Below are 19,638 nucleotides of genomic sequence, written 5' to 3' on the forward strand. Positions count from 1 at the left end.
CGAGACCGTCCCGATCAGGCCAACCGAATGCTGAGCTGGGAACCGAGCTCGCTGAACCCCAGCGCGACCGCCACCTTCCTCGACGCGGGGACGCGGGCCCGCCATTGCGGCAGCAGGTCCTGTGCGAGCGCGTGCCGGACCGAGGCGGATCCGGTCGCGCGGGCAAAGCCCTTCCCGCGCCAGGCGGGCGAGGTCAGCACGCTCACGTGAGCCGTCGAGTTCGGCCATACGCGATATCCGGAAGCAGCGACAACCTCATCGTCGGCCCGCAGAACGAACGCGGGTGAGGTGATCTCGGCGAGGGATGCCTCTCCGGCGTCCTCCGCCCCCGCCACCTGCTCAAGGGCCCTCACTCCCGCATGGTCGGCGGGCAGTACCTCCACGCGTGGCTCTGCGAGTGCCACTGGCCGGAAGCCACCGGCCTCTGCATAGGCGAGTGCGGCGGGCCCGAGAACCTCACCGATCGGGAGAACCTTCCCCACCGCTTCCGGGTCCGTCAGCCTGTCGACAGGCAGTTCAGCCACGGCCTGACGGATCCGGGCAGCGGACTTCTCGCTCGGAGCAGTCACGACGACCGCTCCGCCCAGGAGCACGATGCCCACCCACCCGGGTGGGCAGATCCTCGAATCAGGAGAGGCTACGACACCGGCCTCGCCCGCCGCCCCGAACGACACCGGCGCCGACGCCAGCTCCTGCCACAGGCCTTGGGCCCTGACGAGCAACGAATCGTTGGACATGAACCGATCCTTCCAGGGCCGCGGGCTCGCACGCACTCGGATTCAATGCGGTCGGACCGGCACCGAAGACCCCAAGCCGACCGGAACATCCCCACCGGATCAGCTCGGGGTTCACCCGCCGCCCCACCGACGCAACGCCCCGACCGCCGCGACCACCACCACGCCCAACGCCGAGAACAGCAACAACGGATTGTCTTCCCCGTCCCGGAACACCGCGCCCCCACAGAAGCGTGACCGGGCCCGGGGCTCAAGGCCCGGGCCCGGTCACGGGATGCGAGGCGGACTAGGCGAGCCGCTCCAGGACCCACTGGGGCCTGCCCTCAGGGAGGAGGACCACGCGGCGGTCCTCCGTGGTCAGGTAGCCGAACTCGCCCCGGCCGAGAGCGATGGCAACCGGCGCACCGTCGTCCGGGCCCTGGATCGACCACTCGTCGGGCCGGTTGCCGCACTGGTCCACCCACACCACCGGCGGGTAGATCCGGACCGGCGAGAGCGCGAGGCAGCGGCCTTCGCCGCGCGCCTCGACAATCCGGGCCAGGCCGTTGCCCTGGTTGCGGATCTCCCACACGGTGCCGAGGTTGCACGGCTCGACATGGCCCCCGAGCATGCCTTCGCCGCCCGCGAGACACTGACCGCTGCGCGCGTCACGGATGAAGTAGGCGCCGTCGTCGGCGGCCTGGGAAGGGGTGGCGAGTGCCAGGACCGCGACGGCGGACGCGGCCAGCGACAGGATGGATCGGATACGCACGGGACTCCTTGTACGAGCTGAGGGGGGATGCTCGGGCCCGATCGGCCCGGCACCCAAGATCACAGGGGCCCGCCACCCCTCTCCCGTATCCCGCGTCGCGCCCCCGTCGGTCCACCCCGTCAGCGGAGGCGCATTTGGAGCGCGCTCGGCGCATTCGGATCGGGGTGCGCGCCCCCTCTCACCAGGGGCGTTCCGCCCGGGGCTCAAGCCGCGAAGTCCGAGCGCTCTTTCAGCGGAATGGGAGGTGGGCCACTTCCCACCCACCCACCCCGAGCGGCGAGTTGACTTCTTGTGACCGACTTGCCACCGACAGTGGTGACGCTCTAGCGTGCCGAATGCGGAGCGACGCTCCGTGACGCAGAACGGCCCCTGCCGGTGGTGGAACACCAAACAGGGGCCTGACCACTTCGACCGCTTACACAAGGAGCGATCTGATGGCTGTCGGCCAGCTTAGTGCCGCCCCGTGCGCGCCGCACGCACCCCTGCCAGCACCCCCGCACCCGATGGCCAATCCGGGGTACGGCAAGCGGTCCGCGCCCGACCAACTTCCTCGCGCCGAACGGGATTTCGCTCACCTTCCGGCTCGCGAGGCGTCCATCGCCGCATATCTCGACCGGCTGCCCGAGGGCTCCGACATCTCCGTGAAGACGCTGGCCAAGCACCTCCCGTACGGGCAGTGCGCGCTGCGTACCGCCCTCAACCGGCTCCAGGACGCCGGGCATCTGCGGCGCGGCAGCGAGTGCGTCGCCAACGACGAGGTTCTGCTCTGGGTGACCCGTACGTTCTTCTCCCGGACCGCGCGGGACGACAAGTGGTGGGCGGCGTTCGCCCGGGGTGACGTACCGGTCGAACAGCCCCGACGCCCCACCCGGTCCCGCGCGTTCGCGCTGCTCGCCGCGCTGGGCCGTACCGCGACCGCACTCACGCTGTCGGCGGCCGACTGCGCGGCACTGGAGCCACAGGTCGGCGAGTGGTTCGAGCGCGGGGCCACCGAGGCGGAGCTGCTGCACGCCCTCACCGACGGGCTGCCCTCGCCCGTCCACCACGCGGCGGCCCTGGTCCGCAGGCGGCTCGCCGACAAGATGCCGCCCGAACGAGTCGCTCCGCCGCAACAGCGAACGGTGTTGCGCACCCTCGAATGCAGCGAGTGCCGCTCACCGGGCAGCGCGGAGGCCCTGATCGGCGGTCGGTGCAGGCCCTGCCGGGGCGAACCGGCCGCCGCACCCGCCGGGCCCAGCGGGGCCGTACCGGCGGACGGCGTACGAAACCGGATGAACGACGTACGGGCCGGGCTCGCGCGACGATCCGTCAGGCCGGGTAGTCGCTAGACACATTGCCCTGTGGGGCCGGGCCCACGCCAGGTGTCCGAAAGCGGCTCCCACCTGGGAGTGGTTTGAATCGCCTTCGCCGGCCGATGGCTACGTTCCGTGCTCCTCTTGGCGCGGATCGTAATCAACCGGCCCAAAGGGGAACGAACCATGTCCGAACCCACCCATGAGCAGATCGTCTCCGGGCTCCACGACCGGCCCCCCATCGCACTGGCCCCCGGCCCCCGCCTGGACGCCGAGAGGCCCAGCTCCCTTCCGTTGCCGCCCAGCGATGTGTGGGAGCTGCCGGGCGGTACCGCCTGGGTCTACAACGGCGAGGGGAACCCCGGTCTCGTCCGGCCGGTGATCTTCTCCGACGGCTTCAGCACGGGGCCGAGCGAGCTGGAATTCTCCTGGCAGATCATGGAGTTCGGTGACTACGCGCTCATCAGCGAGCTGCGCCGCCGTGGCCACGATGTCGTCCTGCTCGGCTATCACGAGCGCAGTGCGTCGATTCTGGACAACTCCCATACCGCGCAGGCCGCGATCGCGCGGGCCATCGCGGAGCGGCTGGGCGACACACCGCTGGCGGTCGGCGGGTTCAGCATGGGCGGGCTCGTCACCCGGCACGCGCTGGCCAAGATGGAGAGCCAGGGCATCGACCACCAGACCTCGCTGTACTTCTCGTACGACAGCCCGCACCGGGGCGCCTGGATCCCGATCGCGCTCCAGGCGTTCGCGCACTACATCAAGGACCTCGACAGCCGCTTCTCCGACCAGATCAACAGCCCGGCCGCCCGCCAGCTGCTGTGGCGGCACATCGAGAAGTGGGACAGCACTCCTGACCAGAGCGACGAGCGCGGCGCGTTCCTGGCGGAGATGCAGGCGGTCGGCGAATGGCCGCGCGGGCCCCGGCTGATCGGTGTCGCCAACGGGACGGCCGACGGGACCGGCACCGATGTGCGGGCGGGCGAACTGGCCCTGGAGGGCAAGGGCCTGACGGTTGCGGGGACCAAGCTCTACACCCAGGCACCTGGGCTCGACGAGCTCGTCGCGAAGCTGCGGGTGCTGACACTGAAGACCAACGAGGTCCGTACGAAGGGGCTCCCGTCGATCGACGGCGCGCCCGGCGGCTCATTGGAGGGCTTCGGCATCCTCGCGGACGCCTTCAATGCCCTGAACCCGTTCCTCGGCTTCAAGACCGATGTACGTATCCGGTCGCACTGCTTCGTACCGTCCGTCAGCGCGGTCGATGTCGCCGACCCGGACACGGACGACGAGCTGTACAAGGACATCTCCTCGCTCCCGGAGGGCACCGGCGGGCTGGACGAGTTCAAGCTCGCTTCCCGGAACGAGGGGCACACCCTCGTGACGGAGGAACTCTGCACCTGGCTGCTCGACCGCCTGCCGTAAGGCGGGGCGGCGGCGCGGCGTCCGACGCGACACCCCGTCTCATACCGGGGAGCCAGGACGCCATGACGGAATGGGCACTGCGGTATCACGCGCTCACGATGCTCCGGCGGGCATCGTGGGTGCGTCCATCGCAGACCTCCAGGGAGCCCGACGTGATGACCGTTGCCCCGCACGATCCGAGTCGCGACCGCAGCCGCCGCAGCCTCGACCGCCGTCAGGTCCTCGTCGCCGGGCTGGCGGCCTCGGCGCTCCTGACCACGGCGGTGCGCTCGATCTGCGCCGGGTCGGCGTGTTCGGCCAGTCCGCGGGCGGGTTCACCGCCGCACAGACGATGCACGACGACCGGCGCTTCCTGGCAGGCATCAACATGGACGGCGAGATGGACTACGTCGGTGGGCGGGAGCCGGACGGCACCCACCTGAGCGGCGTGGCCCTGGACGGGCTCGACCGGCCGTTGCTGCTGATGGGGAGCGGGAGCGAGAGCTCGGGCGACTACCGGCAGCAGCCGTCCTGGGCCGCGTTCTGGGCGAACACCCGCGGCTGGAAGGCCGATGTGACGCTGACCGGGTCGCGGCACGCCTCGTACACGGACGCCGCAGTGCTGCTGCCCCGGCTGGCCCGACAGGGCGCGGTGCCGGAGGGAGGGCTCGCCAGGGCGGTCGGGACGGTGCCGCCGCACCGCGCCCTGGCCGCGAACCGGGAGTACGTCGCGTCGTTCTTCGGCCGGTGGCTGCGCGGGCACGACGACCATCTGCTGGACGGGCCCTCGGAACGCTTCCCGGAGATGGTGTTCGCCCAGTAAGGCGGCAGCCCCAAAACGGTGGGCGGCGGCCCCGAGCATCGGCACCGAAAGCGTCGGCCCCCTGGACCAGCTGGTCCAGGGGGCCGACACCGTAAAGCTGTACAGGAACTACCGATCCGTCAGGATCAGAAGTCCATGTCACCGCCCGGCATGCCGCCCGGAGCGGCCGCGGCGGCCTTCTCCGGCTTGTCGGCGATGACGGCCTCGGTGGTGAGGAAGAGCGCGGCGATGGACGCGGCGTTCTGCAGGGCGGAGCGCGTGACCTTCGCCGGGTCGAGGATGCCCTCGGCGATCATGTCGACGTACTCGCCGGTCGCGGCGTTCAGACCGTGGCCGACGGCCAGGTTGCGCACCTTCTCGACGACGACGCCGCCCTCGAGACCACCGTTGACGGCGATCTGCTTGAGCGGGGCCTCCAGCGCCAGCTTGACGGCGTTGGCGCCGGTCGCCTCGTCACCCGAGAGCTCCAGCTTCTCGAAGACGGCCGAGGCCTGGAGCAGAGCCACGCCACCACCGGCGACGATGCCCTCCTCGACGGCGGCCTTGGCGTTGCGCACCGCGTCCTCGATGCGGTGCTTGCGCTCCTTGAGCTCGACCTCGGTCGCGGCACCGGCCTTGATGACGGCCACGCCGCCGGCCAGCTTCGCGAGGCGCTCCTGGAGCTTCTCGCGGTCGTAGTCCGAGTCGGAGTTCTCGATCTCGGCGCGGATCTGGTTGACCCGGCCCTGGACCTGGTCGCTGTCACCGGCGCCGTCGACGATGGTCGTCTCGTCCTTGGTGATGACGACCTTGCGGGCACGGCCGAGCAGGTCGAGACCGGCGTTCTCCAGCTTGAGGCCGACCTCCTCGGAGATGACGGTGCCACCGGTGAGGATGGCGATGTCGCCGAGCATGGCCTTGCGGCGGTCACCGAAGCCCGGGGCCTTGACGGCGACGGACTTGAAGGTGCCACGGATCTTGTTGACGACCAGGGTCGACAGGGCCTCGCCCTCGACGTCCTCGGCGATGATCAGCAGCGGCTTGCCGGACTGCATGACCTTCTCCAGCAGCGGAAGGAGGTCCTTCACGTTGCTGATCTTCGAGTTGACGATCAGGATGTACGGGTCGTCCAGGGACGACTCCATGCGCTCCATGTCGGTGGCGAAGTACGCCGAGATGTAGCCCTTGTCGAAGCGCATACCCTCGGTGAGCTCCAGCTCCAGACCGAAGGTCTGGGACTCCTCGACGGTGATGACGCCTTCCTTGCCGACCTTGTCCATGGCCTCGGCGATGAGCTCGCCGATCTGGGTGTCGGCGGCGGAGATGGAGGCCGTCGAAGCGATCTGCTCCTTGGTCTCCACGTCCTTGGCCTGCTCCAGGAGGGCGGCGGAGACGGCCTCGACGGCCTTCTCGATACCCCGCTTGAGGGCCATCGGGTTGGCACCCGCGGCGACGTTGCGCAGGCCCTCGCGGACGAGAGCCTGGGCGAGAACGGTGGCGGTGGTCGTACCGTCGCCGGCGACGTCGTCCGTCTTCTTGGCGACCTCCTTGACCAGCTCCGCACCGATCTTCTCGTACGGGTCCTCCAGCTCGATCTCCTTGGCGATGGAAACACCATCGTTGGTGATCGTGGGGGCGCCCCACTTCTTCTCAAGGACGACGTTGCGACCCTTGGGGCCAAGGGTGACCTTGACGGCGTCGGCGAGCTGGTTCATGCCGCGCTCGAGACCGCGCCGGGCCTCCTCGTCGAACGCGATGATCTTGGCCATGTGAAGTGGTCCTCCCGGACAGGGGTGGATTTCTCCGGACCGAGTGGCGCCCGCGACGGACGGCCTGCGTGACCGGTGGTTCCTTGCCCCACCGACCTGCGGGCCTCACCGGCCCGGTCCAAGTTCTGTCACTCTCACCTGGAGAGTGCTAACGCCAATGATTAGCACTCGACCCCCGGGAGTGCAAGCGTCCCCCTCCGGATGTGGACAACCGCGGAGGGCTGTGGACGAGGGTCGCGGAGGGCTGTGGACAACGCCCGGCGGCATGCCGGGCGACGCGGACAACGCCCGGCGGCATGCCAGGACGCACTGAGGGCCCGTACCTCCGGGGTACGGGCCCTCAGCGCGCGAGTGGTGTCGTTGGCCGACCGCGCCGAACTCAGCCGACGGCGAGCTTGACCATGTCTGCCTGCGGCCCCTTCTGGCCCTGCGAGATCTCGAATTCAACTCGCTGACCCTCTTCGAGGGTGCGGTACCCGTCCATCTGGATCGCGCTGTAGTGGACGAAAACATCCGCACCACCGTCGACCGCGATGAAGCCGTACCCCTTCTCCGCGTTGAACCACTTGACGGTGCCCTGAGCCATGCCTAACTCCCCTATTACTGGCCCTTGCGCAGGACCGCACTTCGCGGACCCGGGTCAGAACTCACCCTCCGACAGGAGAGGGTGTGTGCGCCGGAACGCGTCGACCGCGGCTGAATGTATCTGCCCAACTGCCCTCTGCAACAGGTCAATCGGACGAGAATTCTCGGCCGCGCCGAACGCCCGAATATGCGGAATTCATGAGATTCCTGGGCAAGTCGGGCCAGGCAAAGGCGACTTATGCCGCAAGCACCACGCACACTTTGGCTGCATCTTGTCGCGTCCGGGCGCATTCTCATATGCGGGCGGCGCGGGCAGCTGGGGGGACTTCCCACACTCTACCGCGCTCAACCATGCAGAATTGCCCCCTCCGCGAATGAAGCGGAGGGGGCAATTCGATTACGCGAAGGGATCGGACGGGGCGTCAGCAGCCGCCGGCCACGGCCGGGATGATCGAGATGCCGGCGCCGTCCGGCGTGGCCGCCTCCAGGCCGCCCTCGAAGCGCACGTCGTCGTCGTTGACGTACACGTTCACGAAGCGGCGCAGCTTGCCCTGGTCGTCCAGGACGCGGGCGGCGATGCCCGGGTGGTTCTGCTCCAGGGACTCGATGACCTGGGAGAGGGTCGAGCCCTCGGCCGGGACCTCGGCCTGGCCGCCCGTGTAGGTACGGAGGATGGTGGGGATACGGACCTTGACGCTCATGGTGGGTGCCCTTCCTGAAGTCTCGGGTGGTCAGCTGGTGGCGAGGCCGGCGGCGCGGAACGCGTCCAGGCTGGGACGGATCGTCGCGGTCGCCTGAGAGGTTTCGGCCACCGCGTCAAGGGTCTTGAGGCCGTCACCCGTATTGAGTACGACGGTGGTCAGCGACGGGTCGATCAGCCCGGCCTCGATGAGCTTCTTCGTCACGCCGACCGTCACACCGCCCGCCGTCTCCGCGAAGATGCCCTCGGTGCGCGCCAGCAGCTTGATCGCGTCGACGACCTGCTCGTCGTTCACGTCCTCCACGGCGCCGCCGGTGCGGCGGGCGATGTCCAGGACGTACGGGCCGTCGGCCGGGTTGCCGATGGCGAGGGACTTGGCGATCGTGTTCGGCTTCTGCGGCCGGACGACGTCGTGGCCGCCCTTGTACGCGACCGAGACCGGCGAGCAGCCCTCGGCCTGGGCGCCGAAGAGCTTGTACGGCTTGTCCTCGACCAGGCCGAGCTTGATCAGCTCCTGGAGACCCTTGTCGATCTTGGTGAACTGCGAGCCGGACGCGATCGGGATGACCAGCTGGTCCGGGAGCTGCCAGCCGAGCTGCTCGCAGATCTCGTACGCCAGGGTCTTGGAGCCCTCGCCGTAGTAAGGACGCAGGTTGACGTTGACGAAGCCCCAGCCCTCGCCGAGCGGGTCGCCGATGAGCTCGGAGCAGAAGCGGTTGACGTCGTCGTAGTTGCCCTCGATGCCGACCAGCTCACCGCCGTACACCGCGGCCATGACGACCTTGCCCTGCTCCAGGTCGTGCGGGATGAACACGCAGGAGCGGAAGCCGGCCCGGGCGGCGGCGGCGCCGACGGCACCGGCGAGATTGCCGGTGGAGGAGCAGGAGAGGGTGGTGAAGCCGAAGGCGCGGGCGGCCTCGATGGCCTGGGCGACGACGCGGTCCTTGAAGGAGTGCGTGGGGTTGCCGGAGTCGTCCTTGACGAAGAGCCTGCCCTGCTCGACGCCGAGCTCACGGGCGAGGTTGTCGGCCTGGACGAGCTTGGTCCAACCGGGGTTCAGGTTCGGCTTCTCGGCGACATCGGCGGGGACCGGCAGCAGCGGCGCGTAGCGCCAGATGTTGGCCGGACCGGCCTCGATGCGCTTCTTCAGCTCTTCGGGGGAGCCGCTCGGCAGGTCGTACGCGACTTCGAGCGGCCCGAAACAGGACGCGCAGGCGAAAATGGGACCGAGTTCGAAACGCTCGCCGCACTCGCGGCAGGAAAGGCCCGAAGCGGGACCGAGGTCGACGGCTTCGGCGTCGACGGAAGAACTGGTGCTTACTGCAACGGTCTGCGCAGCCATGATGGCGAGGCCCTTTCTCCTCATCTTCCTCGCGGCGCGTTTCGCCACGAGACGGAATTGGCACCTTCCTCACCGGACCTCTCGGTCGGTGGGGGGGTTGCCGGGACTTCAACGGGCCGTTCCCTCAGTCCCTCTGGATGAGCGCTGTGGCACCGGATCTTCGATCCGGGCATTTATCGGCGGACGGCCCCGGCATGCGATGGTCGTCCGCGTTGTTCAAGACTGTAACCGAAGCACCGGACTCTTGAGATAGTCGTCCGAACCGCGAGATGGATCACATACAGGGAGTATCGACCGTGCTGGAAGAGGTCGAGTGCTGGCTGCCCAGGCGTTCCTGGTCGGCCGCCGACCGCCCGCTGGACCGCCTGCTGGCCGCCAGGGCCAGGGCCGGGGAGACCGGCCGCGGAAGCGTCAGCGTCGTGCTGCCGGCGCTGAACGAGGAGGCGACGGTCGGCGAGATCGTCACGACGATCCGGCGCGAGCTGATGGAGAAGGTCCGGCTGGTCGACGAGCTCGTGGTGATCGATTCCGGTTCCACCGACGCCACCGCGGAGGTGGCCCGGGAGGCCGGCGCCCGGGTGGTGCACCGCGACGCGATACTCCCCCGGATACCGGCCGTGCCCGGCAAGGGCGAGGTGCTGTGGCGGTCGCTCCTGGTGACCGGTGGCGACATCGTCTGCTTCGTCGACGCCGACCTGAAGGACTTCTCGGCGGACTTCGTCTCCGGCATCGTCGGCCCGCTGCTGACCGACCCTGACGTGCAGTTCGTGAAGGCCATGTACGACCGCCCGTTCGGTGACACAGCGGGTCAGGGCGGTCGCGTGACCGAGCTGGTGGCCCGTCCGCTGCTCAATCTGCACTGGCCGCAACTGGCCGGTTTCGTGCAGCCGCTGGGCGGTGAATACGCCGTACGCCGCTCGCTGCTCGAACAGCTGCCCTTCCCCGTCGGCTACGGCGTGGAACTGGGCCTGCTGGTCGACGCGCTGCACACGGTGGGGCTGGACGCGCTGGCCCAGGTCGACGTGGGGGTGCGCAAGCACCGGCACCAGGACGGGCAGGCGCTCGGCCGGATGGCGGCGGCGATCTACCGGACCGCGCAGCTGCGGCTCTCCCGCGGCCACCTGATACGCCCGGCGCTCACCCAGTTCGAACGCGGCGAGAACGGCTTCGTGCCGCGCACCCATGCCGTGGACACCGAGGAGCGGCCGCCGATGTGCGAGATCGAGGAGTACGTTTCGCGCCGCGCGGCCTGACGGGGTCCGACTTAGCAGTCTGACTTCGCACGTTTGGGCGGTTCGTGATCGGGCTAGATTCCGCAACATGGTCTCCGAGCACGATGCCCAGCCCGCTGCCCGGTCCGGTGCGCGGCCCGGCGTCCGGTCCGATGCCCAGGTCCTCGTCGCGTCCAACCGCGGCCCGGTCTCGTACACCCTGGGCGAGGACGGATCGCTCGACGCGAGACGGGGCGGCGGCGGGCTCGTCTCCGGGCTGAGCGCCGTGGACGACAAGCTCTGGGTGTGCGCCGCGCTCGGTGACGGGGACCGGGAGGCGGTCCGGCGCGGGGTCGCCGAGCAGGGCGTACGGATGCTCGACATCGACGCGCGGGTGCACGCCGACGCGTACAACGGCATCGCGAACTCGGTGCTCTGGTTCGTCCACCACATGCTGTACCAGACGCCGCTGGAGCCGGTCTTCGACGCGGAGTTCCGGCGGCAGTGGGCGTCGTTCGAGACCTACAACCGGGCCTTCGCCGTGGCGCTCGCCGAGGAGGCGGGGCAGGGTGCGGCGGTGCTGGTGCAGGACTACCACCTGGCGCTGGTGCCGGGCATGCTCCGCGAGCTCCGCCCCGACCTGCGGATCGGCCACTTCTCGCACACCCCGTGGGCACCCGTCGACTACTTCCGGCTGCTCCCCGACGACATCGCCGAGCAGTTGTTGCACGGCATCCTGGGCGCGGACCGGGCGGCGTTCCTGACCCGGCGCTGGGCGGACGCGTTCATCGGCTGCTGCACCCAGATCCTGGGCGGCACCGGGCACACCAGGATCGGGGTGCACGGGCTCGGCGCGGACGCGGACTTCCTGCGCCGCCGGGCCCACGAGGCGGATGTGGACGAGCGGATGGCGGCGCTGCGCGAGCAGACCGGCCCCGGCCGGAGGACGATCGTACGGGTGGACCGAACGGAACTGTCCAAGAACATCGTGCGCGGCCTGCTCGCGTACCGCGCACTCCTGGACGAGCGGCCCGAGTGGCGCGAGCGCGTCGTCCATGTCGCCTTCGCCTACCCCTCCCGGCAGGACCTCGCGGTGTACCGCGACTACACGGCCGAGGTGCGGCGGGTCGCCGACGAGATCAACGCCGCGTACGGCACGGCGGGCTGGACGCCGGTGGTGCTGCACGTCAAGGACGACTTCGCCCGCTCGCTCGCCGCGTACCGGCTGGCCGACGTGGCGCTCGTCAACCCGATCCGCGACGGCATGAACCTGGTCGCCAAGGAGATCCCGGTCGTCTCCGACCACGGCTGCGCGCTGGTGCTGTCGCGGGAGGCCGGGGCGTACGAGGAGCTGGGCAGCGACGCGGTGGTAGTGAATCCGTACGACGTCTCCGCGACGGCGGCGGCGCTGCACGAGGCCCTGACGATGGCGGACGACGAACGGGCCGCGCGCACGGAACGCCTGGCCGCGGCGGCCGTCGTGCTGCCGCCGCAGCAGTGGTTCCTGGACCAGTTGGACGCGCTGCGGCGGGACTGAGCCGCCGGGGCTGTCAGGTCCCGCCGGGCCGGTCGGATCCGCCCGGCCTGCGCCGCCGGGCGGTCAGATCCGCCCGGCCAGCGCCGCCAGGAAGGCGACGACGTCGCCCGGTCCGGCCAGCAGCAGATCGGCCCGCTCGGCCAGCTCGGGCACCTCCGCGCTGCCGCTGCACACCAGCAGGCCGGGGATGCCGTCGGGGCCCTCGGTGCGGAGCTTCTCCACCGCGGTGTACGCGGCCAGGTCGCCGAGGTCGTCGCCCGCGTACAGCACGGACTCGGCGTCCGTCTCCCGTACGTACTGGGCGAGCGCCACGCCCTTGTCCATGCCCGGCGGGCGCAGTTCCAGGACCAGCCGGCCCGGCTCGACGATCAGTCCGTGCCGGGCGGCGAGCTCGCCGAGCGGGCCGCCGAGCGCCTCGAACGCGGCCTGCGGGTCGGCGGCCCGGCGGGTGTGGACGGCGATCGCCCGGCCCTTCTCCTCGATCCAGGTGCCGTGCCAGGAGCCGGACCGGTCGAGCACGCCGGGCAGTTCGGCACGGACCGAGGCGATGCCGGGGTGCGGGGCGGGGGCGTGGACGGTGCCGGACACGGCGTCCCAGCGTTCGGCGCCGTAGTGGCCGAGGACGACCAGGTGGTCGAGGCCCGGGACTCCGGCGAAGCCGCCGTGCCGGACCGCGACGCCGGCCGGGCGGCCGGTGATCACGGCGATGGAGGCCACTTTCGGGGCGAGCGCGACGAGGGCGTCGACGGCGCCGGGGTGGGCGCGGGCCTGTTCCGGGTCCGGGACGATGTCGGCGAGGGTGCCGTCGAAATCGAGCGCGATCACGGCGCGGTCGGGGCGCGCGAGGATCGCGGCGAGGGCCTCGCGGCCGGGTGGCGTGGTGGGGGCCGGGAGCGCGGGTGCGGGTGCCGGCGCGGAGGTGGGTGTGGGTGCGGGTTCGGGTGCGGGTGCTTCCGGGTTGCTGCCCATGGGGCGAGCCTATAGCGGGCGCCCCGGAGCCGGCTCGCCCGCGGCGAGACGGGCGAGGAGCAGCCGGCCGCCACGCGAGCATGAGGTAGGGAACGCATGAACGGTCCCGGCCTGGCGTGTGGTGCCCACGGGGTGCGGACAGCGATCAATGCGACCAGTTCCCCCACCTCGACCGGGAGCGGCTCTGATGCGCAGGTCTCTTGTCCTTTCCACCGTACTGGCGGCTCTCCTCGCGGGTGCTTCCCTCTCCCCCGCCCCGGCTCAGGCCCGACCGGCCGGTCCGAAAGCCCGGCACGCGGCAGACGCCGGTCTCTTCTACACCAACGGCGACCATGTCCACGTCTCCAGTACGCCCCCGGCGACGGCGTCCGGACACGGCTGGTGGGTGCGGGTGAAGGGGGGAAGGCCCGGCGAGAAGGCCAAGGTCACCATCTGGCTCCAGGCGAAGGACCAGCACGGCAAGTGGAGGTCCGTGGCCAGCGGGTCGAAGAAGGTGAAACCGACCAAGGGGAAGGCGAGCAGCACCCATCGGGCCAACGCCCGTAAGACGTGCGAGGGCCGGAAGAAGACGCAGTGGCGGAGCCTGATCGACGTGGACGTCATCGGCGAGGCCGACTCCCCGGAGAAGGCCGTCACTGCCACGATGACCTTCAACTGCGGCGCGGGTGTGTAGGGAGAGGCAATGGGTGATGCGGTGCAGGATGCGACCCTGCTCATGGGCGTGCACGGAGTCCTCACCCGGCACCCCTGGCTCACACCGCCCGAGGGCGCTTCGGCGTCCGGCCCGCCCGAGGACGCCTCGGAGGCCGAAGACGTCGACGTCTTCGGCCTGGCGGTGAACCGGGCCGAGGCCTACGGGTGGAGCAGCACCCTGCTGGGCGCCGGCATGGAGCTCGGCGGAAGCCGGTGGGGGCACAACGACGCGGGGGAGGACTGGACGCAGGACGGGCGCGTCCGGGAGGTCGGCTGGCTCCAGGTGGACGTGCCCTCCGGCCTGAACCGGCAGCGACTGCCCGTGCTGCCGGTGGCGACGGTCCTCGGCGATGTGCTGCGGCAGGTGGGCGACGTCCGGGTCACCGGAGTGCACACCGTGGCACCGGTGCATCTGGCGCCGGATCCCGCCGCGGCTCTGCTGTACGCCGCGCATTGGTACGAGCTGGCCGATCCGGGCGCGGCCAGGAACATCACCGTGACCGTGTCGGGCCGCGAGGCGGGGCTGCCGGGCCGGGGCGGGCGCGTCCGCGAAGAGGCGCTGGCGTGCGCCTACGGGCGGATGGCCGTCGAGCCGGTGGACACCGCCGTGAACCTTCCGGGTCTGTCCCGGTCGCCGACCGGGAAGGTGCAGACCGAAGGGATGCGCCGGGCCCTGGCCTTCCGCTGCCGGGTGCCCATGTGGTCCCTGGACGCGGCGGCCTGGACCACGGAGGTCTTCGTCGAGGCGCTCCGTGCCACCGGCACCGCGGAGCCCGTCCTGATCACCGTCTCCTGCTGAGCGGCCGCCGCTTCCGGCCCCGCCCCGTACTCCGGCCTCAGCGGCGTTCGCGTCTCGCGTCCCTCACCCGGCGCAGGCGGTTCACCGTCACCGGGTCCTCCGCCAGGGCGCGACGGTCGTCGAGCAGGGCGTTCAGGAGCTGGTAGTAGCGCGTGGGCGAGATGCCCAGCTGTTCGCGGATCGCCCGCTCCTTCGCCCCGGGACCGGGCCACGACTGCCGTTCCACGGCGAGCACGGCACGGTCCCGGTCGGAGAGGCCGTCCGTGTCGTCGGGGCCATGAGTGGGGGCGGTCATATCAGCCAACATATCGCCCGTCCGGAAGGCCGCCACCCGCTACTCCGTGCGCTCCGCCGCCGCCGCGTCGCGCGCGATCCGCCCCAGCACGCTCCCGGGGCTACCGCCCGGCTCGACCGCCTTGCCGATGTTCTCCTTGATCGACTCGCTGGACCGGGCCCAGGACGTCTTGCCGAACGGGTAGAACTGCGAGTTCGGCAGCGCGGCCAGGAACTTCCACAGCGGCTTGAACCTGGTGTCGGTCTCCATGGCCGCGGAGGCGCTGTCGGTGACCGGCAGCAGGTCGTACTCGTCGGCGAAGTCGATGACGTTCTTGTCGGTGAACATGTAGTCGAAGAACTTGCCCAGCGGCACCCGGTGGCCGTTCTGCTTGAAGCCCATGATCCAGTCGGCCACGCCCAGCGAGGCATCGCTGGGGCCGTCGATGCCGGGCAGCGGCACCATGCCGACGGAAACGCCCTTCCGCTCGGCCTCCTGCATCAGGGTGGGATGGCCGTTCAGCATGCCGACCTTGCCGTCGGTGAACGCGTCGAACGCCTGCCGGCGGTCGAGCTTCCCGGGGGCGACGGGGCCGACGAGGCCCTTGTCGACCAGGTTCGACTTCAGCCAGTCGAACGTCCGGACGTTCTCGGCCGAGTCGATCTCGTACGAGCCGCCGTCGTCCATGAAGCCGCCGCCCCCGCTGAGCAGCCACATCGCGGTCTCGGCCTGCGGCTCCTCCGGACCGAGCGGCAACGCGTACGGGTAGGACACCCCGCGCTGCTTGAGCACCGTCGCGTCGTCGCGTATGTCGTCCCAGGTCTTCGGGGCGGCGAGGCCCGCCTGCGCGAAGAACTTCTTGTTGTAGAAGAGCAGCCGGGTGCTGGCGACGAACGGCAGTCCGTACTGGGTGCGGTCCACGCTGCCCGCCTCGGCGAGGGACGGCAGGAAGTTGGCCTGGGTGCGGATGGAGAGCATCTGGTCGGCCCGGTAGAGCTTGCCGGCCTCGGCGTAGTCGGCGTACGCGCCGATCTGGGCGATGTCGGGGGCCTGCCCCTTCTTCACCATCGCGGCCACCTCTCGGTCGACCTTCTTCCACGAGTAGACGCTGACGTCGACCTTGATGCCGGGGTGGGCGGCCTCGAAGCCCTCGACCAGCCTGTTCCAGTACTTCTCGGAGCTGTTGGCCGGGCCGTTGCCGTAGTCGGCCGCGACGAGCTTGAGGGTGATGTCCCCCGAGCCGCCGCCGGTGTTGCCGCAACCCGACAACGTCGCTGTCATGCCCAGTGCGGTCACTGCCGCGATCAGTACCCGGTGGCGCAGCTGCACAGCCCAGTCCGTCCTCGTCTATGGCATCGTCCGCGCCGGCCACGCCGTCGTGGGACTCTCCGGACGAGGTGCGATCCTCCCCCAGGCCATTGCCGATGGTCTACACCACAGCGGGTCTCGCTTTCGCAACGTAACCGGGACCGCACCCGGTCGTACCGGGCCTGGGACCATGACCCCGCCGCGGCCCTACCGCTGAGTAGGCTTCGGCTCGGGATCCCTCGGGGTCCGGACCCCGCCCCACCGCTGTGCCGTACCGCCCGCACCGTTACGTCCCACGCCGCAAGGAGCCGTCCAGCATGTCGCGTACCGCATCGGAAATTGCCACCCAGCCCGGCTGCTGGCGGCGCGCCGCCGAGGCGGGGGCGGCGTTCGACGGGCTGCCGCGGCCCGGTGAGCGGGTCGCGGTCACCGGCTGCGGCACCTCCTGGTTCATGGCCATCGCGTACGCGGCGCTGCGCGAGGCGGCCGGGCAGGGCGAGACGGACGCGTACCCCTCCTCGGAGTTCCCGGCCGGGCGCCGGTACGACCGGGTGGTGGCGATCACCCGTTCCGGCACGACGACCGAGGTGCTGGAGCTGCTGGGCGAGCTGCGCGGCAGGGTGGCCACCGTCGCGCTGACCGCCGACCCGAGGACGCCGGTCATGGACGCCGCCGACGCGGTGGCCGTACTGGACTGGGCGGACGAGGAATCGGTCGTCCAGACCCGGTTCGCCACCACCGCGCTGGCCTTCCTGCGGGCCGGTCTGGAGGCCTCGGGCCCGCTTCCGGACAGGGTGAAGACGGTCGCCGCCGCCGCGGTGGACGCGGAGCTGGCGGTGACGGAGCCGCTGGACGAGGCGGTGGTCGCGGCCGAGCAGTGGACGTTCCTGGGGCGCGGCTGGACGTACGGGCTGGCGCAGGAGGCCGGGCTGAAGATGCGCGAGGCGGCGGGCGCCTGGACGGAGTCGTACCCGGCGATGGAGTACCGCCACGGCCCGATCTCGATCACCGGGCCGCACCGGGTGGCATGGGTGTTCGGCGGGTTGCCCGAGGGGCTGGCCGGTGATGTGGCCCGGGTGGGCGGCACGCTGGTCGCCCGTGCCACGACGGACCCGATGGCGGATCTGATCCGGGTGCAGCGCCTCGCGGTCGAGCTGGCGGAGTCGAAGGGGTACGACCCGGACCGTCCGCGCAACCTCTCGCGCAGCGTGATCCTTTCCCCCTGAGACCCGCGGGGCGGCCCCGGTTCCGTGCCGCGAAGTCGTGGCCACGATTTTGTATGGATCCGCAACAAACCGGGATAGTGGACTAGACCTTTTTGGTTCCTCGGGCGAAACTGTTTCCCGTGAAACACGTCATCGCCCTCGATGTGGGCGGCACCGGAATGAAGGCCGCACTGGTCGGGGCCGACGGCACCCTGCTGTACGAGGCGCGGCGGGCCACCGGCAGAGAACGCGGCGCCGAAGCCGTCGTGGAGTCGATCCTCGCCTTCGCCGCCGATCTGCGGGCGTACGGCGAGGAGCACCTCGGCGAGAGCGCCGTCGCGGCCGGTGTCGCCGTGCCCGGCATCATCGACACCGAGAACGGGATAGCGGTCTACGCCGCGAACCTGGGCTGGCGCGACGTGCCCATGCGGCGGCTGCTCGGCGAGCGGCTCGGCGGTGTGCCCGTCGCGCTGGGCCACGACGTACGCACCGGTGGGCTCGCCGAGGGCCGGATCGGCGCGGGCAAGGGCGCCGACCGCTTCCTCTTCGTACCGCTGGGCACCGGCATCGCCGGGGCCATCGGCATCGCGGGCACGATCGAGGCGGGCGCGCACGGGTACGCGGGCGAGATCGGCCACATCGTGGTCCGCCCGGACGGGCCGGACTGCGGCTGCGGACAGCGCGGCTGCCTGGAGACCCTGGCGTCCGCCTCCGCCGTCAGCCGTGCCTGGGCCGCCGTGTCCGGCGACCCCGAGGCGGACGCGGCGGACTGCGCGAAGGCCGTCGAGTCCGGCGACCCGGCGGCGGTGGAGGTCTGGCGGAACGCGGTGGACGCGCTCGCCGCCGGGCTGGTCACGGCGCTGACGCTGCTCGACCCGCGCACACTGATCATCGGTGGCGGTCTCGCCGAGGCCGGGGAAACCTTGTTCACACCACTCCGTGCGGCCGTCGAGGAACGCGTCACGTTCCAGAAGCTGCCCCACATCGTCCCGGCGGCCCTCGGGGACACCGCCGGATGCCTGGGCGCAGGGCTGCTCGCCTGGGATCTTCTCTCCACGGAGGTATCCGCCTGATGGCCGGACGCGCAGACAGCACAGTTCTCGCAGGTGCCCGGGTGGTGCTTCCCACCGGGACCGTCGAGAACGGCCGGGTGATCATCGAAGGCACCCGGATCGCGGGCAGCGCGCCCGAGAACACCCGGACACTCGACCTGAGCGGCCACTGGGTGGTCCCCGGCTTCGTCGACATGCACAACCACGGCGGTGGCGGCGCGTCCTTCACCTCCGGCACCGTGGACGAGGTCCTCACCGGCATCCGGACCCACCGCGAGCACGGCACCACCACGCTGGTCGCCTCCACGGTCACCGGCGAGATGGACTTCCTCGCCCACCGGGCCGGCGTCCTGTCCGAGCTGGTGGAGCAGGGCGACCTGGCCGGCATCCACTTCGAGGGCCCGTTCATCTCGCCGTGCCGCAAGGGCGCGCACAGCGAGGACCTGCTGCGCCACCCGGACCCGGCCGAGGTCCGCAAGCTGATGGACGCGGCCCGCGGCACCGCGAAGATGTTCACGCTCGCCACCGAACTGCCGGGCGGCATCGAGTCGGTGCGGCTGCTCGCCGAGCACGGCGTCATCGCCGCGATCGGTCACACCGACGCCACGTACGAGCAGACCGTCGAGGCGATCGACGCGGGCGCCACCGTCGCCACGCACCTCTTCAACGCGATGCCGCCGCTCGCCCACCGCGATCCCGGTCCGATCGCGGCGCTGCTGGAGGACGAGCGGATCACCGTAGAGCTGATCGACGACGGCACGCATCTGCACCCCGCGGCCCTGGAGCTGGCCTACCACCACGCGGGCGCCCACCGCGTCGCGCTGATCACCGACGCCATGGACGCGGCCGGCTTCGGCGACGGCCTCTACCAGCTCGGCCCGCTCGCGGTCGAGGTCAAGGACGGTGTGGCGCGGCTGGTCGAGGGCAACTCGATCGCGGGCTCCACGCTCACCCTGGACACCGCGTTCCACCGGGCCGTGACCATCGACCGGATCCCGGTCGGCGACGTGGTGCAGTCCATCTCGGCCAATCCGGCCCGGCTGCTCGGTGTGTACGACCGGGTCGGCTCGCTGGAACCGGGCAAGGACGCGGACCTGGTGGTCCTGGACGCGGACTTCGCGCTCAAGGGCGTCATGCGCAAGGGCGAATGGATCAAGAAGCCTCAAATCGGCTGATCCGTCCCATTATTGACGACGGGTCGAATAAGT

At 70.7% G+C, this 19,638-nt stretch carries 19 protein-coding genes and 1 riboswitch; of the genes, 10 read left to right on the top strand and 9 right to left on the bottom strand.

Translation table 11 applies throughout. The annotated features are described in order from the left end of the window. Window positions 1–14: 14 nt before the first annotated feature. Window positions 15–737: a GNAT family N-acetyltransferase gene (locus OHA19_RS18095; RefSeq protein ID WP_405715324.1), complete on the bottom strand. Its 723-nt coding sequence runs from the start codon at window positions 735–737 to the stop codon at window positions 15–17. 283 nt (window positions 738–1,020) lie between these two features. Then, window positions 1,021–1,485 carry an RICIN domain-containing protein gene (locus tag OHA19_RS18100; protein ID WP_405715322.1) on the bottom strand — a complete coding sequence of 155 codons (465 nt, stop codon included), beginning with the start codon at window positions 1,483–1,485 and terminating at the stop codon, window positions 1,021–1,023. 434 nt (window positions 1,486–1,919) lie between these two features. Here OHA19_RS18100 and OHA19_RS18105 point away from each other — a divergent pair, with 434 nt between their 5' ends. From OHA19_RS18105 to OHA19_RS18115, 3 genes are all read left to right on the top strand, one after another. Then, complete coding sequence (locus OHA19_RS18105) at window positions 1,920–2,813, top strand: hypothetical protein (protein ID WP_405715320.1); 894 nt, start codon at window positions 1,920–1,922, stop codon at window positions 2,811–2,813. 150 nt (window positions 2,814–2,963) lie between these two features. Beyond that, entirely contained in the window at window positions 2,964–4,205 is a 1,242-nt protein-coding gene (locus tag OHA19_RS18110; protein WP_405715318.1) for a hypothetical protein, read from the top strand. Between the two features lie 289 nt (window positions 4,206–4,494). Next, window positions 4,495–5,007 (top strand): hypothetical protein, encoded by a 513-nt coding sequence (locus OHA19_RS18115; protein WP_405715316.1) that lies wholly within the window; start codon window positions 4,495–4,497, stop codon window positions 5,005–5,007. 125 nt (window positions 5,008–5,132) lie between these two features. Here the strand turns inward: OHA19_RS18115 and groL are convergent, their stop codons facing one another. The 4 genes from groL to thrC all read right to left on the bottom strand — a co-directional run bounded on the left by groL (window position 5,133) and on the right by thrC (window position 9,382). After that, window positions 5,133–6,755: a chaperonin GroEL gene (groL, locus tag OHA19_RS18120; protein WP_124717206.1), complete on the bottom strand. Its 1,623-nt coding sequence runs from the start codon at window positions 6,753–6,755 to the stop codon at window positions 5,133–5,135. A 379-nt stretch (window positions 6,756–7,134) separates the two neighbouring features. Continuing rightward, window positions 7,135–7,341, bottom strand: coding sequence for a cold-shock protein (locus OHA19_RS18125; RefSeq protein ID WP_003967346.1), 207 nt, complete (start codon window positions 7,339–7,341; stop codon window positions 7,135–7,137). A 421-nt stretch (window positions 7,342–7,762) separates the two neighbouring features. Continuing rightward, entirely contained in the window at window positions 7,763–8,041 is a 279-nt protein-coding gene (locus tag OHA19_RS18130; protein WP_093895830.1) for a MoaD/ThiS family protein, read from the bottom strand. Window positions 8,042–8,071: 30 nt separating this feature from the next. Then, a complete protein-coding gene (thrC, locus tag OHA19_RS18135) occupies window positions 8,072–9,382 on the bottom strand; it encodes a threonine synthase (RefSeq protein WP_405750759.1) in 1,311 nt (436 codons plus the stop codon). Window positions 9,383–9,399: 17 nt separating this feature from the next. After that, a riboswitch (SAM riboswitch) is annotated at window positions 9,400–9,526 on the bottom strand. Between the two features lie 152 nt (window positions 9,527–9,678). Between thrC and OHA19_RS18140 the strand changes: the two genes are divergently transcribed. Then, entirely contained in the window at window positions 9,679–10,635 is a 957-nt protein-coding gene (locus OHA19_RS18140) for a glucosyl-3-phosphoglycerate synthase (protein WP_405753268.1), read from the top strand. A 67-nt stretch (window positions 10,636–10,702) separates the two neighbouring features. Further along, the gene (locus OHA19_RS18145) at window positions 10,703–12,130 is read left to right on the top strand and encodes a trehalose-6-phosphate synthase (RefSeq protein WP_405715312.1); all 1,428 of its coding nucleotides are present in this window, start codon (window positions 10,703–10,705) and stop codon (window positions 12,128–12,130) included. 63 nt (window positions 12,131–12,193) lie between these two features. Here OHA19_RS18145 and otsB read toward each other — a convergent pair whose 3' ends face one another. After that, window positions 12,194–13,099, bottom strand: a complete 906-nt coding sequence (gene otsB / locus OHA19_RS18150) for a trehalose-phosphatase (protein WP_405715310.1) — start codon at window positions 13,097–13,099, stop codon at window positions 12,194–12,196. Window positions 13,100–13,286: 187 nt separating this feature from the next. Between otsB and OHA19_RS18155 the strand changes: the two genes are divergently transcribed. Further along, window positions 13,287–13,772, top strand: coding sequence for a hypothetical protein (locus OHA19_RS18155; RefSeq protein ID WP_405715308.1), 486 nt, complete (start codon window positions 13,287–13,289; stop codon window positions 13,770–13,772). Between the two features lie 9 nt (window positions 13,773–13,781). Continuing rightward, window positions 13,782–14,591, top strand: a complete 810-nt coding sequence (locus tag OHA19_RS18160) for a hypothetical protein (RefSeq protein ID WP_405715306.1) — start codon at window positions 13,782–13,784, stop codon at window positions 14,589–14,591. Window positions 14,592–14,628: 37 nt separating this feature from the next. Here OHA19_RS18160 and OHA19_RS18165 read toward each other — a convergent pair whose 3' ends face one another. Together OHA19_RS18165 and OHA19_RS18170 are read right to left on the bottom strand one after the other, a co-directional pair. Next, window positions 14,629–14,886: a DUF3263 domain-containing protein gene (locus OHA19_RS18165; protein ID WP_405715304.1), complete on the bottom strand. Its 258-nt coding sequence runs from the start codon at window positions 14,884–14,886 to the stop codon at window positions 14,629–14,631. A 39-nt stretch (window positions 14,887–14,925) separates the two neighbouring features. After that, on the bottom strand, window positions 14,926–16,146 hold the full coding sequence (locus OHA19_RS18170; protein WP_405721722.1) for an extracellular solute-binding protein: 1,221 nt from the start codon (window positions 16,144–16,146) through the stop codon (window positions 14,926–14,928). A 344-nt stretch (window positions 16,147–16,490) separates the two neighbouring features. Here OHA19_RS18170 and OHA19_RS18175 point away from each other — a divergent pair, with 344 nt between their 5' ends. The 3 genes from OHA19_RS18175 to nagA all read left to right on the top strand — a co-directional run bounded on the left by OHA19_RS18175 (window position 16,491) and on the right by nagA (window position 19,605). After that, a complete protein-coding gene (locus OHA19_RS18175) occupies window positions 16,491–17,399 on the top strand; it encodes an SIS domain-containing protein (protein WP_405715302.1) in 909 nt (302 codons plus the stop codon). A 119-nt stretch (window positions 17,400–17,518) separates the two neighbouring features. After that, the gene (locus tag OHA19_RS18180) at window positions 17,519–18,451 is read left to right on the top strand and encodes an ROK family protein (RefSeq protein WP_405715300.1); all 933 of its coding nucleotides are present in this window, start codon (window positions 17,519–17,521) and stop codon (window positions 18,449–18,451) included. Next, complete coding sequence (nagA, locus tag OHA19_RS18185) at window positions 18,451–19,605, top strand: N-acetylglucosamine-6-phosphate deacetylase (protein WP_405715298.1); 1,155 nt, start codon at window positions 18,451–18,453, stop codon at window positions 19,603–19,605. Before OHA19_RS18180 ends, nagA begins: the two co-directional genes overlap by 1 nt. Window positions 19,606–19,638 lie beyond the last annotated feature (33 nt).

The organism is Streptomyces sp. NBC_00012, assembly GCF_045040875.1.
GTDB lineage: Bacteria > Actinomycetota > Actinomycetes > Streptomycetales > Streptomycetaceae > Streptomyces.